The organism is Agrococcus versicolor, from assembly GCF_039531815.1.
Classification (GTDB): Bacteria; Actinomycetota; Actinomycetes; order Actinomycetales; family Microbacteriaceae; genus Agrococcus; species Agrococcus versicolor.
Genome location: NZ_BAAAQT010000005.1, coordinates 1 through 13,473, shown reverse-complemented (window position 1 = coordinate 13,473; position 13,473 = coordinate 1). Strand labels below are relative to the sequence as shown.

Here is a 13,473-nt window from a genome sequence, read left to right as displayed (position 1 = left end):
CGCAACGCGGTCAGGACCATCGCCGAGCGCTGAGCGCCTGCACGATCTGCAGCAGCTGCGCGCGCAGCAGCTCCGGGTCCTCGACCGCGGGGATCGCCTTCGCCTCGAGCGAGCGCGCCTGCGACCACGACGCCCTCCCCGCCTCGGTGCGCGCGACGAGGCGCGACCGTCGATCGGACGGGTCGAGCGTGCGCTCGACGTGCCCCTCGCGCTCGAGCCGATCGATCGTGCGGGAGATGGTCTGCACCTCGACGCGCGCACGGCGGGCGATCTCCGACTGCGCGAGCGGACCGTCGCCGAGGAGGTCGAGCACCACGAGTCCCGCGTGCGTGAGCCCGGCGCCCTGCAGCGTGTCGTGCCACTCGTGCTCGACGAGCCTCGCCGCCATCGCCAGCAGCCGCCCCGTGGGCCAGTCGCGCATGTCGGGGGCGTCGGCGGGCATGGGCTCCACCGTATCCCCGGATGCCGTGCGCGCCCTCCGCCCGCGAGGACCGTCGCGTCGCCCGGGACATGCGGAAGGGCCCCCGCCTGGGCGAGGGCCCTTCCTGTCCGGAGCCACCCGAGGGAATCGAACCCTCGACCTATTCATTACGAGTGAATCGCTCTGCCAACTGAGCTAGGGCGGCATGTGCCGCACGCGGCACGATCAGCAATGCTAGCAAACTTCGCGGGTGCTCGCGTCCCGCTCGCGCACCTCGGACCGGCGCAAGGCTACGGTCGTGTGACGATCCGACGGTGCGCGACGCGGCGTCGCCGCGCGTCGGGCAGGATTGCTCCATGACCGAGCCCGCAGCCGAGCCCGTCGAGCCCGCCACCGCCCGCGACGCGACGCCCGACGCCGCAGCGCCGCTGCTGCGCGTGCGCGACCTGCGCGTGTCCTTCCGCACGATGGCGGGCACCGTCGAGGCCGTGCAGGACGTCTCCTTCGACATCGAGGCGGGCGAGACCGTCGCGATCGTCGGCGAGTCGGGCTCCGGCAAGTCGACGACCGCCATGGCGATCATCCGCCTGCTCGCGTCGAACGCGACGATCGCGGGCGGCAGCATCCAGCTCGACGGGCGCGAGCTCGTCGGCCTCCCCGAGGCGAGGATGCGCGCCATCCGCGGCGCGCAGATCGGCATGGTGCCGCAGGACCCGATGTCGAACCTCAACCCGGTCTCGAAGATCGGCACCCAGGTCGCCGAGACGCTCCTCGCCCACGGCAAGGCGACGCGCCGCGACGTCGGCGCGAAGGTCGTCGAGGCCCTGTCGGCCGCGGGCCTGCCCGACGGCGAGGCGCGCGCGAGGCAGTATCCGCACGAGTTCTCCGGCGGCATGCGGCAGCGCGCGCTCATCGCGATCGGCCTCGCCTGCGCGCCCCGCCTGCTCATCGCCGACGAGCCCACGAGCGCGCTCGACGTCACGGTGCAGCGCACGATCCTCGACCAGATCGGCCGCCTCACCGAGGAGCTCGGCACGAGCGTGCTGCTCATCACGCACGACCTGGGCCTCGCCGCCGAGCGCGCGTCGAAGGTCGTCGTCATGCACCGCGGCCGCGTCGTCGAGGCCGGCCCCGCCGCCGACATCCTCCAGCGCCCGCAGCACGAGTACACGAAGGCCCTCGTCGCCGCGGCGCCGAGCGTCGCCGCCGCGCGCGCCCAGGTCATCGAGCACCGTCCCGAGGGCGAGGAGGCGCCCGCCGCCGCCGACAACATCGTCGAGGTGCGCGAGCTCACGAAGGTCTACCCCGTGCGCGGCGGCGACGACTTCACCGCCGCGAAGGACGTCTCGTTCGTCATCCCCCGCGGCTCGACCGTCGCGATCGTCGGCGAGTCCGGCTCGGGCAAGACGACGACGGCGCGGATGCTGCTGAAGGCCGTCGAGCCCACGTCGGGCTCGATGCTCTTCGACGGCCAGGAGATCGCGGGCCTCAAGGGCGAGGCGCTGCGCGACTTCCGCCAGCGCGTGCAGCCCGTCTTCCAGGACCCCTACTCGTCGCTCAACCCCTCGTTCACGATCGGGCGCATCGTCGGCGAGCCGCTCGACGCCTACCGCAGGGGCTCGCGCGCCGAGCGGCGCGCGCGCGTCGCCGAGCTCATGGATCAGGTGTCGCTGCCGCAGTCGATGCTGCGCCGCTACCCCGGCGAGCTCTCCGGGGGCCAGCGGCAGCGCGTCGCGATCGCGCGCGCCCTCGCGCTCAAGCCCGACCTCGTCGTGTGCGACGAGCCGGTCTCGGCGCTCGACGTGCTCGTGCAGTCGCAGATCCTGCACCTGCTCGGCGAGCTGCAGCGCGAGCTCGGCCTGTCGTACCTGTTCATCTCCCACGACCTCGCGGTCGTGCGCCTCATCAGCGACCACGTCGCGGTCATGCAGCGCGGCGAGATCGTCGAGCAGGCGCCGAGCGAGGAGCTCTTCCAGAACCCGCGGCACCCGTACACGCGGCAGCTGCTGGCATCCATCCCGGGCGCGGAGCTCGGCGCGGCCTGACCCCGGCCGCGGGGGCGCGACGACCGTCGTGCCGCGTCGCGGCGACCGGCGCCGCCCGCCGACGGGCGAGCCGCGCCGGCGGCGGACGACGGGCTACGCCTTGCGCTGCCGCGGGTCGAGCGCCTCGCGCAGCGACTCGCCGAAGAGCGTGAAGCCGAGCGCCGTGATCGCGATGCAGATGCCGGGCAGGAACGCCAGGTGCGGCGCGATCGCGAGCTCGTTCTGCGCGTAGGTCAGCATGCGGCCCCACTCCGCGGTCTCGGGGCGACCGCCGCCGAGGCCGAGGAACGACAGTGCCGCCGCGTCGATGACGGCGGTGGCGAGCGCGAGGGTCGCCTGCACGACGACCGGACCGAGCGAGTTCGGCAGGACGTGGCTCATCGTGATCGAGCGGCGCGACAGGCCGAGCGTCTGCGCGGCGAGCACGTAGTCGGCCGAGCGCTGCTGCAGCATCGACGAGCGCAGCAGGCGCGCGAAGATCGGCACCTGGCTCGCACCGATCGCGATCATGACGGCGGCGGGCGTCTGCCCGAGCACCGCGGCGATCGAGACGGCGAGCAGCAGGTTCGGCACCGAGAGCAGGATGTCGACCAGGCGCATGACGAGGTTGTCGACCCAGCCGCCGAAGCCCGCGGCGATCAGGCCGAGCAGCATGCCGCCCGCGAGCCCGAGCGCCGTCGAGACGAGGCCGATGAGCAGCGACGCCTGCGCGCCCCAGATGAGCTTCGACAGCACGTCGCCGCCGAAGCGGTCGAGGCCGAGCGGGAACTGCGCGAGCTCGCCGGGCACCGGGATGCTCGTGGGCGTGATCTCGCCACGACCGGGCAGCGCCGTGCCCGCGTAGGGGGCGAGGACGGGCGCGAGGATCGCGACGAGGACGAAGAGGCCGACGATCGCGGCGCCGACGATGGCCTGCGGGTTGCGGCGCAGCCGCGCGAAGGCCGCACCCCACACGCTCGTGCCCGCCTCGCGGCGGACGGGACCCTTCGGCTCCTGCGGGTCGGGGGCGACGCTCGCGCCGCTCGTGGGAGGGAGGACGGCGCTCACTGGACACGCACCCTGGGGTCGATGAACGAGTAGCTGACGTCGACGACGAGGTTGATGAGCGCGTAGCCGACGGCGATGAACAGGATGAAGCCCTGCAGCACGGGGAAGTCGCGCGAGAAGATCGCGGACGCGAGGAACTGCCCGACGCCGCTGAAGGCGAAGACGGTCTCGGTGAGCACGGCGCCGGAGATCAGCAGCCCCACCTGCAGGCCGATGGTCGTGACGACCGGCAGCATGGCGTTGCGGAGCACGAAGCGGTCGCGGATCGTCGACTCGAGGATGCCCTTCGACCGCGCGGTGCGCACGTAGTCGGCGCCGAGCACGTCGAGGACGCTCGCGCGGGTGATGCGCACGATGATCGCGAGCGGGATGGTGCCGAGCGCGATGCCGGGGAGCACGAGGTGCAGGAACGCGTCGCCGGCGGCGTCGAGCTCGCCGGTGAGGAACCCGTCGAGCACCCAGAAGCCCGTGAAGTGCGTCGCGTCGATGCGCGGATCCTGCCTGCCGTCCGGCGGGAACCAGCCGAGCTGCACCGCGAAGAGGTACTTGAGGATGAACGCGAGGAAGAAGACGGGCACGACGATGCCGAGCAGGCTCAGCACGACGGAGCCGTGGTCGATCGCGCGGCCGTAGTGCTTGGCCGCGAGGTAGCCGAGCGGCACCCCGATGAGCACGGCGAAGAGGATCGCGAACGTCGCGAGCTCGAGCGTCGCCGGGAACCGGCGCGCGAACTCCTCGAGCACGGGCCTGCCCGTCTCGATCGAGACGCCGAAGTCGCCCGTGAGCAGTCGCCCCATGTAGGTGACGTACTGCTCCCAGAGCGGGCGGTCGAAGCCGTAGAGCGCGTTGATGCGCTCGACCGCCTCGGGCGTCGCGCGCTCGCCGAGGAGCGCGGTGGCGGGTCCGCCCGGGAGGGCGCGGACCCACAGGAACAGCAGCAGGCTCAGCCCGACGAGGGTCGGGACGAGGAGCAGGAGCCGCTTGCCGATGACTCGGAGCACGGAGGCCTTTCGTCAGGATGAGGCGGGAGGGGCCGTTCGGCCCCTCCCGCCCAGGATCATGCGCTCGTCGAGACTACGACGACAGCTCGATCAGGTTGAACACCTCGTCGTTCACCGGGCTCGTCGGGTACGACTCGACGCGCTCGGAGAAGGCGAGCGAGGGGGCCGGGTGCGCGAGCGGCACGCCGGGGGCGAACGTCGCGACCTCCTCGTTGATGGCCTCGTACAGCGGGATCTGCGCGTCGAGGTCCGGCTCCGCACGCGCGGCGGCCAGGTCGTCGAACAGCTGCTGGTTGTCGAAGCCCCACTCGTTGGACTGGCTGCCGAAGAAGACGCCGAGGAAGTTGTCGGTGTCGTTGTAGTCGCCCGTCCAGCCGAGCAGGTGCAGACCGTGGTCGGCACCGCCCTGGATGCGGTCGAGGTAGTCGGGCGACCAGGCGTTCGGCTGCGGGTCGACCGTGATGCCGACCTCCTCGAGCTGCGCGGAGAGGTTCGTGAAGATCTCCTCCGGGTTCGGCATGTACGGACGCGAGACGTTCGTCGGGTAGTTGAACTGCACCGTGAAGCCGTCCGGGTAGCCGGCGTCGGCGAGCAGCGCACGGGCCGCGTCCGGGTCGTAGGCGTACTCGGTGATGTCGTCGTTGTAGCCGGCGACCGACGGCGGGATGAACTGGTTGGCGACCTCGGTGCCCTCGGGCAGCGTCTGCGACACGAGCTGGTCGCGGTCGATCGCCATCGTGATCGCCTGGCGCACGCGCGGGTCCTGCAGCTCGGGCACCTGCTGGTTCATGCCCAGGTAGAGGATCGTGAACGGGTCGCGCGACTCGATGAGGTAGCCGTCCTCCTCGAGCGCCGAGGCGTCCGCGGGGCTCACGAGGTCGTAGCCGTCGATGTCGCCGGCCTCGAGCGCCTGGCGGCGTGCGGTCGGGTCGTCGATGACGCGGAAGATGATCTCCTGGACCTGGCCCTGGTCGCCCCAGTAGTCGCCGTAGGCGCTGAGCTCGAGCTGCGCGCCGCGCTCCCATGCCTCGAACTGGAACGGACCGGTGCCGACGGGGTGGCCGTTGGCGTACTCGCTGAGCGTCGGGGCCTCCTCGGTGCCGCCGACGTCGTCGGCGCCGAACTCCTCGAGCGCTGCGGGGCTCTGCATCGCGAAGGCGGGCAGCGACAGGGCGGAGATGAAGCCGGCGAAGGGCTGCGCGAGCGTGACGGTCGCGACGAGGTCGTCGTCGACGGCGCACGAGTCGTAGACCGCGTCCTCGGGGCTGTCGGCGTAGCCCTTGAAGAGGCTCGTGTAGTAGTAGGCCATGCTCTCGGCCTGCGCGACGCCCGTGAAGTTGTACCAGCGGTCGAAGTTCGCGCACACCGCGGTGGCGTCGAAGTCGGTGCCGTCGTGGAACGTCACGCCGTCCTGCAGCTGGAACGTGTACGAGAGGCCGTCGTCCGACTGCTCCCAGCTCTCGGCGAGCAGCGGAGCGGGGTCGGCCGTGCCGGCCTCGACGCCGACGAGGCCCTCGAAGATCTGCCGCGAGACGCGGAACGACTCGCCGTCGCTCGCGAACGCGGGGTCGAGGCTCGCGGGGTCGGCGGATGCGGCGAACACGAACGTCGAGTCGACGTCGCCGCCCTCGCCGCCCGCTGCGGGCTCGTCGCGGTCGCTCTGCACGCAGCCGACGAGCGCGACGACGGCTGCTGTGCCACCTGCGAGCGCCGCGATGACGCGGCGCCGGGTTGCGGGTCGGGACACGGTGACCTCCTGGGTCCTGGTGCGGGGATGCGTGGGGACGGCCGTCGACCTCGATCGACGGCGAGCACGCGTTCCCCGTACGCTACCCGCGCCCGGGGCGCTGGATCGTCGAGATGGCGAGGTCGTGACAGGACTGTGACCACCCCGCGACGTGGGGCTCGCGCCCGGTCAGACGATGCTCGCCTGGCGCACCATGCGGCGCACCTCGGCGAAGGTCGCACGCACGGCGTCGTCGAGGGTCTCGGCGCCGGCTCGGTCGACCCAGCGCATCCAGCCGGCGCGCAGCGCGCCCATGGCCACGAGCGCCGCGATGCGTCCGCGCTCGAGCGGCCGATCGCTGCCGTCGAGCTCGGCGCGGCGCTCGGCGAGGCGCACGAGGTGCTGCTCGATCTCGTGGCTCTGCATGATGCGCCGGGCGAAGAGCTCGGGATGCTGCCGCATGACGTCGCGGCGCAGCAGGATGAGGTCGCGGTCGAGCTCGCGATCGCCCAGCACGCGCAGCGCCGTCGTCTCGAGCATGTCGAGCAGGTCGTCGCCCACGCTCGGGTCGGCATCCTCGGGGAAGCGCATCGGCTCCCCCACGAGCGCCTCGTCGCGGGTGGCGAAGTAGTTGAAGAACGTGCGCGGGCTGACGTCGGCGCGGGCGGCGATCGCGTCGACCGTCGGATGGAGGTCGCCGAGCTCGAGGGCGAGCTCGAGCGCGGCGCGCTGGATCGCCGCGCTCGTGGCGCGCCGCTTGCGCGCGCGGAGGCCGTCGTCCGTCATGGCTCCATTGTTGCAGTCGCTGCAAGGTTGCAGCGAATCCGCCTGGCGATCAGCAGTCGAGGTCGTCCGTCGGAGCCGCGCCCGTCAGGAAGTACGCGTTGACCGGCTCGTCGACGCAGGCGTTGCCGAGGTTGTACTGCGAGTGCCCCTCGGCGTCGACTGAGATGAGCACGCCGCTCTCGAGCTGGTCGGCGAGCGAGACGGACTGCTCGTACGGCGTCGCGGGATCGTTGCGACCGCCGATGACGACGATGGGCTCGGCACCGGGCGCCGTGATGACGTGGGGCTCGCGCGTCGCCTCGAACGGCCACGACGCGCAGATCGACATGCCCGTGAAGTCCTCCCACAGCGTGGGCGCGACCTCCTGGATGCGCGTGGCGTTCGCACGCACGTCCTCGAAGTCCGTCACGGGCGGCGCGTCGAGGCAGTTGACGCCGATGAGCGCCTCGAACGAGTTGTCGGCGAAGGTGCCGTCGGGGTTCACGCCGTAGTAGCGGTCGGACTCGGCGAGCGCCGAGTCGGGATCGCCGGCGATCGCGTCGGCGAAGACCGAGCGCAGCGTCGACCACTGCGACGGCGAGTAGAGGTTCGCCGCGATGGCCGTGAACATCGACGACGAGCCGAGCTGCCGACCGTCGCTCGCCGGCAGCGGCGCCGCCTCGAGCCCGTCGAGGAACGCGCCGATCTGCTGCATGCCGGCGTCGGCATCGGGGGCGTCGAACGGGCACGAGCCCACGCTCAGGCAGTCGGCCATCCAGTTGCGCAGGGCGAGCTCGAACCCGCCCGCCTGGAAGATCGTGCCGTCGGCGTCCGACGCGTCGGGCGCGACGGCGGCGTCGAGCACGAAGCGGCCGACGTGCTGCGGGAAGAGGTCGGCGTAGGTCGCGCCGAGCAGCGTGCCGTACGAGACGCCGAGGTACTGGAGGCGCTCCTCGCCCAGCAGCGCCCGGATGAGGTCCATGTCGCTCGCGGCCTGCTCGGTGCCCATGAACTCGAGCGCCTCGCCCGTGAACTGGAGGCAGGCGTCGGCGAACTCGGCGCCGGCGTCGAGCTGCTGCTGCAGGTCCTCGTCCGACAGCGGCTCGGGCGCCGGCCCCTCGGGGATCTCGTAGAGGTAGTCGTACAGGAACGCGGGGTCGTCGTAGCACGTGATGGGCGTCGACTGCCCGACGCCGCGGGGGTCGAAGCCCACGAGGTTGTAGTGCTCGAGCACCTCGGGGGCCAGCAGGTACTCGGCGTAGTCGCGCACGTACTCGAGGCCCGAGCCGCCGGGGCCGCCGGGGTTGTAGAGCATCGAGCCCCACACCTCGCCGTCGGCGGGCCGCACGATCATGCTGACCTCGATCGAGCGCCCGTCCTCGGGCGCGAACCAGTCCATGGGGGCGTCGATCGTGCCGCACGTGTAGCCGGCGTCGCACAGCGTCCAGTCGACGTCCTGCCCGTAGTACGGCTCGAGCGCCGCGTCGACGTCCTCGCCCGTGGGCGTGAAGTCGAGCAGGCCGGAGCCGTCCGGCGACGTCGTGGGGCCGCTGCCGCCACCGGGGCCGGGGCCCGGGCCGATGGCCGGCGGCAGCACGATGCAGCCGGAGAGCACGATCGCGACCGCGGCGGCGAGCGCTGCGGCCGAGCCGCCGCGACGGAGCATCGAAGCCATGGGAGTCCCTTCGTCCGCGCTCATGCTACGGGGACGATCCGTGCGCCAGGCGCGTCAGCGGCGATCGTCGGGCGATGCGATGACGACGAGCAGCGCCTCGAGCGACAGCAGCGGCGGGACGTTCGCCTCGATGCGCTCGCGGGCGAGCTGGATGCCGTCGAGCACCGCGAGGGTGTCCTCGGGTCGCCGGCCGCGTGCCGCCTCCTCGATGCGCGCGCGCTGCGCCGCGTTGACGAGCTCGTGCGCGACGCCGAGCTGCGTCAGCAGGATGTCGCGGAAGAGCGACAGCAGGTCGACGAGGATGCGGTCGACGCCGTCGCGCAGGCCGCGCCTGGCCCGCCCCTTCTGCCGTTCCTCGAGCTCGCGCAGCTGCTTCCGCAGCTGCGGCGGCACGGTGCCGCCCGGTGCGATGCCGAGCTGCCGCAGCACCTGGTCGCGCTCGGCGGCGTCCTGCTCGGTGCCGAGCGCCTCGGCGTCGGCGCCGGCGATCTCGACGTACCGCGCAGCCGCGAGCACCGCGTGCCCGGCCGTCTGCACGCGCAGCGCGACGTCGAGCGTCTCGGCGCGACGCGCGCGCGCCTCCTCGCTCGTGGCGAGCCTGCGCGCCATGCCGATGTGGCTCTGCGCCTCGCGCGCGACCTGCGCCGCGAGCGCGGGGTCGACGCCGTCGCGCTCGACGAGCAGCCGGGCGACGGCGTCGGCGTCGGGCACGCCGAGCGACACGGTGCGCACGCGCGAGCGGATGGTCGGCAGCAGGTCGCTCTCGCCGGGCGCGCACAGGATCCACACCGTGTCCTCGGGCGGCTCCTCGAGCGCCTTGAGCAGCGTGTTCGACGTGCGCTCGGTCATGCGATCGGCGTCCTCGACGACCACGACGCGATGCCGCGACGTCGCCGGCGACATCGACGCGCGCTGCACGGCCTCGCGCGCGGCGTCGATCGAGATGAGCACGCCCTCGGTCGCGAGCACGACGAGGTCGGGATGCGTCCGCGCCGTCACCTGCACGTGCACGCGCTCGTCGATGGTGCCGGGAGGCGACAGCAGCGACGACGCGAAGGCGAACGCGAGGTTCGAGCGGCCCGATCCTGGCGGGCCGGTGATGAGCCACGCGTGCGTCATGGCCGACGAGTCGGGCGCGGCGGCGGCACGACGCAGGGTCGCGACGGCGTCGTCCTGGCCGATGATGTCGCCCCAGGGATCCGCCACGTCAGGCCTCCAGCAGCCCGGCGACGCCCTCGCGCACGCGAGCGTGGATCGCGTCGGGGTCGGCGGCGGCGTCGACGACGAGGAAGCGCGCCGGCTCGCTCGCCGCGAGCGCGAGGTACTGCCGGCGCACGCGGGCGTGGAAGTCGTCCGGCGCGGCCTCGAGGCGGTCGTACGGCGCATCCGCGCGGGACGCCATGCGGCGGCGCCCCTCCTCGGGGTCGAGGTCGAGCAGGACCGTGAGGTCGGGCAGCAGGCCGTCGGCCGCCCAGAGGGAGAGCTCGCGCACCTCGTCGGCGCCGAGCACGCGCCCCGCCCCCTGGTACGCGATCGACGAGTCGAGGTAGCGGTCCTGCAGCACGACGGCCCCGCGCTCGAGCGCGGGTCGCACGAGCGTCGCGACGTGATGCGCGCGATCGGCGGCGTAGAGCAGCGCCTCGGCGCGCGGGGCGACGTGGCCGCGACGATGCTGCACGAGATGGCGGATCTCGACGCCGAGCTCGGTGCCGCCGGGCTCGCGCGTCGTCACGACCTCGCGGCCGGCCTCGCGCAGCCACGCCGCGAGCAGCGACGACTGCGTCGACTTGCCGGCGCCGTCGCCACCCTCGAGCGTGATGAAGACGCCGGACATCGCTGCCACCGGGCTACTTCTTGGCGGCGGGGCGGCGCTTCGCCGCGGGCTTCTTCGCCGGCTTCTTGACCGGGCCCTTCTCGCGCTTGATCTGCAGCAGCTCGACGGCACGCTCGAACGTGACGGCCGAGACCTCCTCGCCGCGCGGGATCGTCGCGTTCGTCTCGCCGTCGGTGACGTACGGGCCGAACCGGCCGTCCTTCACCTTGATCGGCTTGCCGCTGACGGGATCCGCGTCGAACTCGGCGAGCGCCGACGACTGCCTGCGGGCGCCGTACTTCGGCTGCGCGAGCTTCTCGAGCGCCTGCTCGAGCGTGATCGTGAAGATCTCGTCCTCGCTGTCGAGCGAGCGCGTCTCGTCGCCCTTCGTGATGAACGGGCCGTAGCGGCCGTTGCGCACCGTGATGGGCACCTCGGACTCCGGGTCGATGCCGATGGTGCGCGGCAGCGACAGCAGCTGCACCGCCGTGTCGAGGTCGACCGTCTCGGGCGACATCGACTTGAAGAGCGATGCGGTGCGCGGCTTGGGCGGCTTCGGCGCCTTCTTGGGCTTGCCCGTCTTCGTCAGCTCGGGCTCGGCCGTGCTCTCGGGGACGAGCTCCTGCACGTACGGGCCGAACCGGCCGTCCTTGACGATGATCGACTGCCCCGTCTCGGGGTGCTCGCCGAGCACGCGCTCCTCGACGGGCGGCGCGTCGAGCAGCTCGGTGGCGCGCTCGAGCGTGAGCTCGTCGGGCGTGAGCTCCTCGGGCACGTTGGCGCGCTGGATCGTGCCCTGCTCGTCGGTGCGCTCGAGGTAGGGGCCGTACTGGCCGACGCGGAGCGTGATGCCCTCGCCGATGTCGATCGAGTTGACCGCGCGCGCGTCGATCTCGCCGAGGTTGCCGACGACGTCGCGCAGGCCCGGCTTGCCGTCGTGCCCGCGGTAGAAGCGCGACAGCCACTCGACGCGGTCGGCGTCGCCGTCGGCGATGCGGTCGAGGTCGGCGAGCATCTCGGCGGTGAAGTCGTAGTCGACGTACTGGCCGAGGTGCTCCTCGAGCAGGTTGATCGTCGCGAACGCGATCCACTCGGGCACGAGCGCGCCGCCGCGCACCGTGACGAAGCCGCGGCGCACGATGGTGTCGATGATCGACGCGTACGTCGACGGGCGACCGATCTCGAGCTCCTCGAGCGCCTTGACGAGGCTCGCCTCCGTGTAGCGCGGGGGCGGGGTCGTGACGTGGTCCTTGCGGTCGAGCCGCTCGAGGCCGAGGGCGTCCTTCGCCTGCACGTCGGGCAGCGTCGCATCCTGCTCGGCGTCGTCGGCGTACCGGTCGACGTCCTTGCCCTCCTCGTACGCCTGCAGGAAGCCGGGCTCGGTGATGACGGTGCCCGAGGCGGTGAACTCGGCGACGCCGCGGCTCGTGGCGTCGGAGGCGATCGTGATCGTCGCGGTCTGCCCCGTCGCGTCGATCATCTGGCTCGCGACCGTGCGCTTCCAGATGAGGTCGTAGAGGCGCGACTCGTTGTCGGTGAGGCGGCTCGCGAGCGACTTCGGCGTCTGGAACGCGTCGCCGGCGGGGCGGATGGCCTCGTGGGCCTCCTGCGCCGACTTCGACTTGCCGGAGTAGAGGCGCGGCGCGGGCGGCACGGAGCCGTCGCCGTAGAGCGACTGCGCCTGGTTGCGCGCGGCGTTGATCGCCTGCGCGGAGAGCGAGGGCGAGTCCGTCCTCATGTAGGTGATGTAGCCGTTCTCGTAGAGCGACTGCGCGACCGACATCGTCTGCTTGGCGGAGAAGCGCAGCTTGCGGCCGGCCTCCTGCTGCAGCGTCGAGGTCGTGAACGGCGGCGACGGGCGACGCCGGTACGGCTTCGACTCGACGCCGGAGACCGTGAACGACGACCGCTCGAGCTCGTCGCCGAGCGCCGCAGCGGCCTCGGCGTCGAGGATCGTGCGCACGCCCTTGACCTGGCCGCGGTCGTCGAAGTCGGATCCCGTGGCGACGCGTGCGCCGTCGAGGCGCACGAGGCGGGCGAGGAAGTGCTTGCCCTGCGCGTCGAACGTCGCGGCGAGGCTCCAGTACGCCGCGGGGACGAACGCCATGCGCTCGCGCTCGCGGTCGACGATGAGGCGCGCGGTGGGCGACTGCACGCGGCCGGCCGACAGGCCCTGCCGCACCTTGCGCCACAGCACGGGGCTGACCTCGTAGCCGTAGAGGCGGTCGAGGATGCGGCGGGTCTCCTGCGCGTCGACGAGGTCCATGTCGAGCTGGCGCGTGTTGTCGCGCGCGTGCTCGATGGCCTCCTTCGTGATCTCGTGGAAGACCATGCGCTGCACGGGGACCTTGGGCTTCAGCACCTCGAGGAGGTGCCACGCGATGGCCTCGCCCTCGCGGTCCTCATCCGTCGCGAGGATGAGCTCGTCGGCGTCCTTGAGGGCCTTCTTGAGGTCGGTGACCGTCTTGCGCTTGTCGTCGTTGACGACGTAGTACGGCTCGAAGGCCGAGTCGACGTCGACGGCGAACTTGCCGAACGGCCCCTTCTTCATGTCTGCGGGGAGATCGCGCGGACTCACGAGGTCGCGGATGTGCCCGACGGAGGCCATGACCTTGTAGCCCTCGCCGAGGTATCGCTCGATCGTCTTGCCCTTCGCGGGGCTCTCGACGATGACGAGCTTGGTTCCGTCTGCCAACGCACTTCCCTTCCCGCTGAACGCGCCCTCACCATACATGCGCGGCAGGAGGGCACCGCGCACGCGTTCGCCGCAGGCGTCCCCGCAGGTGACGCGGCGGTCGTCGCCGCGCGGGCCCCGCCGTCGCGCGCCCGGCGATCGGCAGGCCGCCCGCGTCGACGACCGCGACGGTCGCCTCGACGCCCTCGAGCCCGCATGTCGCGACGACGGCGCCGTTCGCCGCGGCGACGACCGCGGCCCGCGCGCAGGGGTCGTCCGCGACCCAGCCGCCCGCCGCGTCGGGCG

10 protein-coding genes, 1 tRNA gene and 1 pseudogene are annotated in these 13,473 nt (G+C 72.4%); 1 reads left to right on the top strand and 11 read right to left on the bottom strand.

What is annotated here, in order from left to right; genetic code table 11:
• Positions 1-10: 10 nt before the first annotated feature.
• Positions 11-442 (bottom strand): MarR family winged helix-turn-helix transcriptional regulator, encoded by a 432-nt coding sequence (locus ABD249_RS02835; protein ID WP_344340084.1) that lies wholly within the window; start codon positions 440-442, stop codon positions 11-13.
• 111 nt (positions 443-553) lie between these two features.
• Positions 554-626, bottom strand: a tRNA-Thr gene (locus ABD249_RS02830).
• 151 nt (positions 627-777) lie between these two features.
• Between ABD249_RS02830 and ABD249_RS02825 the strand changes: the two genes are divergently transcribed.
• Positions 778-2,466, top strand: coding sequence for an ABC transporter ATP-binding protein (locus tag ABD249_RS02825; protein WP_344340083.1), 1,689 nt, complete (start codon positions 778-780; stop codon positions 2,464-2,466).
• A gap of 93 nt (positions 2,467-2,559) precedes the next feature.
• Here the strand turns inward: ABD249_RS02825 and ABD249_RS02820 are convergent, their stop codons facing one another.
• From ABD249_RS02820 to ABD249_RS02780, 9 genes and pseudogenes are all read right to left on the bottom strand, one after another.
• On the bottom strand, positions 2,560-3,513 hold the full coding sequence (locus ABD249_RS02820; RefSeq protein ID WP_344340081.1) for an ABC transporter permease: 954 nt from the start codon (positions 3,511-3,513) through the stop codon (positions 2,560-2,562).
• A complete protein-coding gene (locus tag ABD249_RS02815; RefSeq protein WP_344340078.1) occupies positions 3,510-4,514 on the bottom strand; it encodes an ABC transporter permease in 1,005 nt (334 codons plus the stop codon). The genes ABD249_RS02820 and ABD249_RS02815 overlap by 4 nt, the downstream gene beginning before the upstream one ends.
• A gap of 73 nt (positions 4,515-4,587) precedes the next feature.
• On the bottom strand, positions 4,588-6,261 hold the full coding sequence (locus ABD249_RS02810) for an ABC transporter substrate-binding protein (RefSeq protein WP_344340077.1): 1,674 nt from the start codon (positions 6,259-6,261) through the stop codon (positions 4,588-4,590).
• 168 nt (positions 6,262-6,429) lie between these two features.
• Positions 6,430-7,026, bottom strand: a complete 597-nt coding sequence (locus ABD249_RS02805) for a TetR/AcrR family transcriptional regulator (RefSeq protein ID WP_344340074.1) — start codon at positions 7,024-7,026, stop codon at positions 6,430-6,432.
• Positions 7,027-7,075: 49 nt separating this feature from the next.
• Positions 7,076-8,680 carry an alpha/beta hydrolase gene (locus tag ABD249_RS02800; RefSeq protein WP_344340073.1) on the bottom strand — a complete coding sequence of 535 codons (1,605 nt, stop codon included), beginning with the start codon at positions 8,678-8,680 and terminating at the stop codon, positions 7,076-7,078.
• 54 nt (positions 8,681-8,734) lie between these two features.
• Complete coding sequence (locus tag ABD249_RS02795; protein WP_344340071.1) at positions 8,735-9,886, bottom strand: DNA polymerase III subunit delta'; 1,152 nt, start codon at positions 9,884-9,886, stop codon at positions 8,735-8,737.
• A gap of 1 nt (position 9,887) precedes the next feature.
• Positions 9,888-10,514, bottom strand: a complete 627-nt coding sequence (gene tmk / locus ABD249_RS02790) for a dTMP kinase (RefSeq protein ID WP_344342510.1) — start codon at positions 10,512-10,514, stop codon at positions 9,888-9,890.
• A gap of 13 nt (positions 10,515-10,527) precedes the next feature.
• Entirely contained in the window at positions 10,528-13,188 is a 2,661-nt protein-coding gene (topA, locus tag ABD249_RS02785) for a type I DNA topoisomerase (RefSeq protein ID WP_344340070.1), read from the bottom strand.
• A gap of 28 nt (positions 13,189-13,216) precedes the next feature.
• Positions 13,217-13,473, bottom strand: a pseudogene (locus ABD249_RS02780) (hypothetical protein); the annotation flags it as partial.

Excerpts from the sequence above, each read along its gene's own strand:
- ABD249_RS02835 (WP_344340084.1), bottom strand. The coding sequence starts at position 442 with ATGCCCGCCGACGCCCCCGACATGCGCGACTGGCCCACGGGGCGGCTG.
- ABD249_RS02825 (WP_344340083.1), top strand. The coding sequence starts at position 778 with ATGACCGAGCCCGCAGCCGAGCCCGTCGAGCCCGCCACCGCCCGCGAC.
- ABD249_RS02805 (WP_344340074.1), bottom strand. The coding sequence starts at position 7,026 with ATGACGGACGACGGCCTCCGCGCGCGCAAGCGGCGCGCCACGAGCGCG.
- ABD249_RS02800 (WP_344340073.1), bottom strand. The coding sequence starts at position 8,680 with ATGGCTTCGATGCTCCGTCGCGGCGGCTCGGCCGCAGCGCTCGCCGCC.
- tmk (WP_344342510.1), bottom strand. The coding sequence starts at position 10,514 with ATGTCCGGCGTCTTCATCACGCTCGAGGGTGGCGACGGCGCCGGCAAG.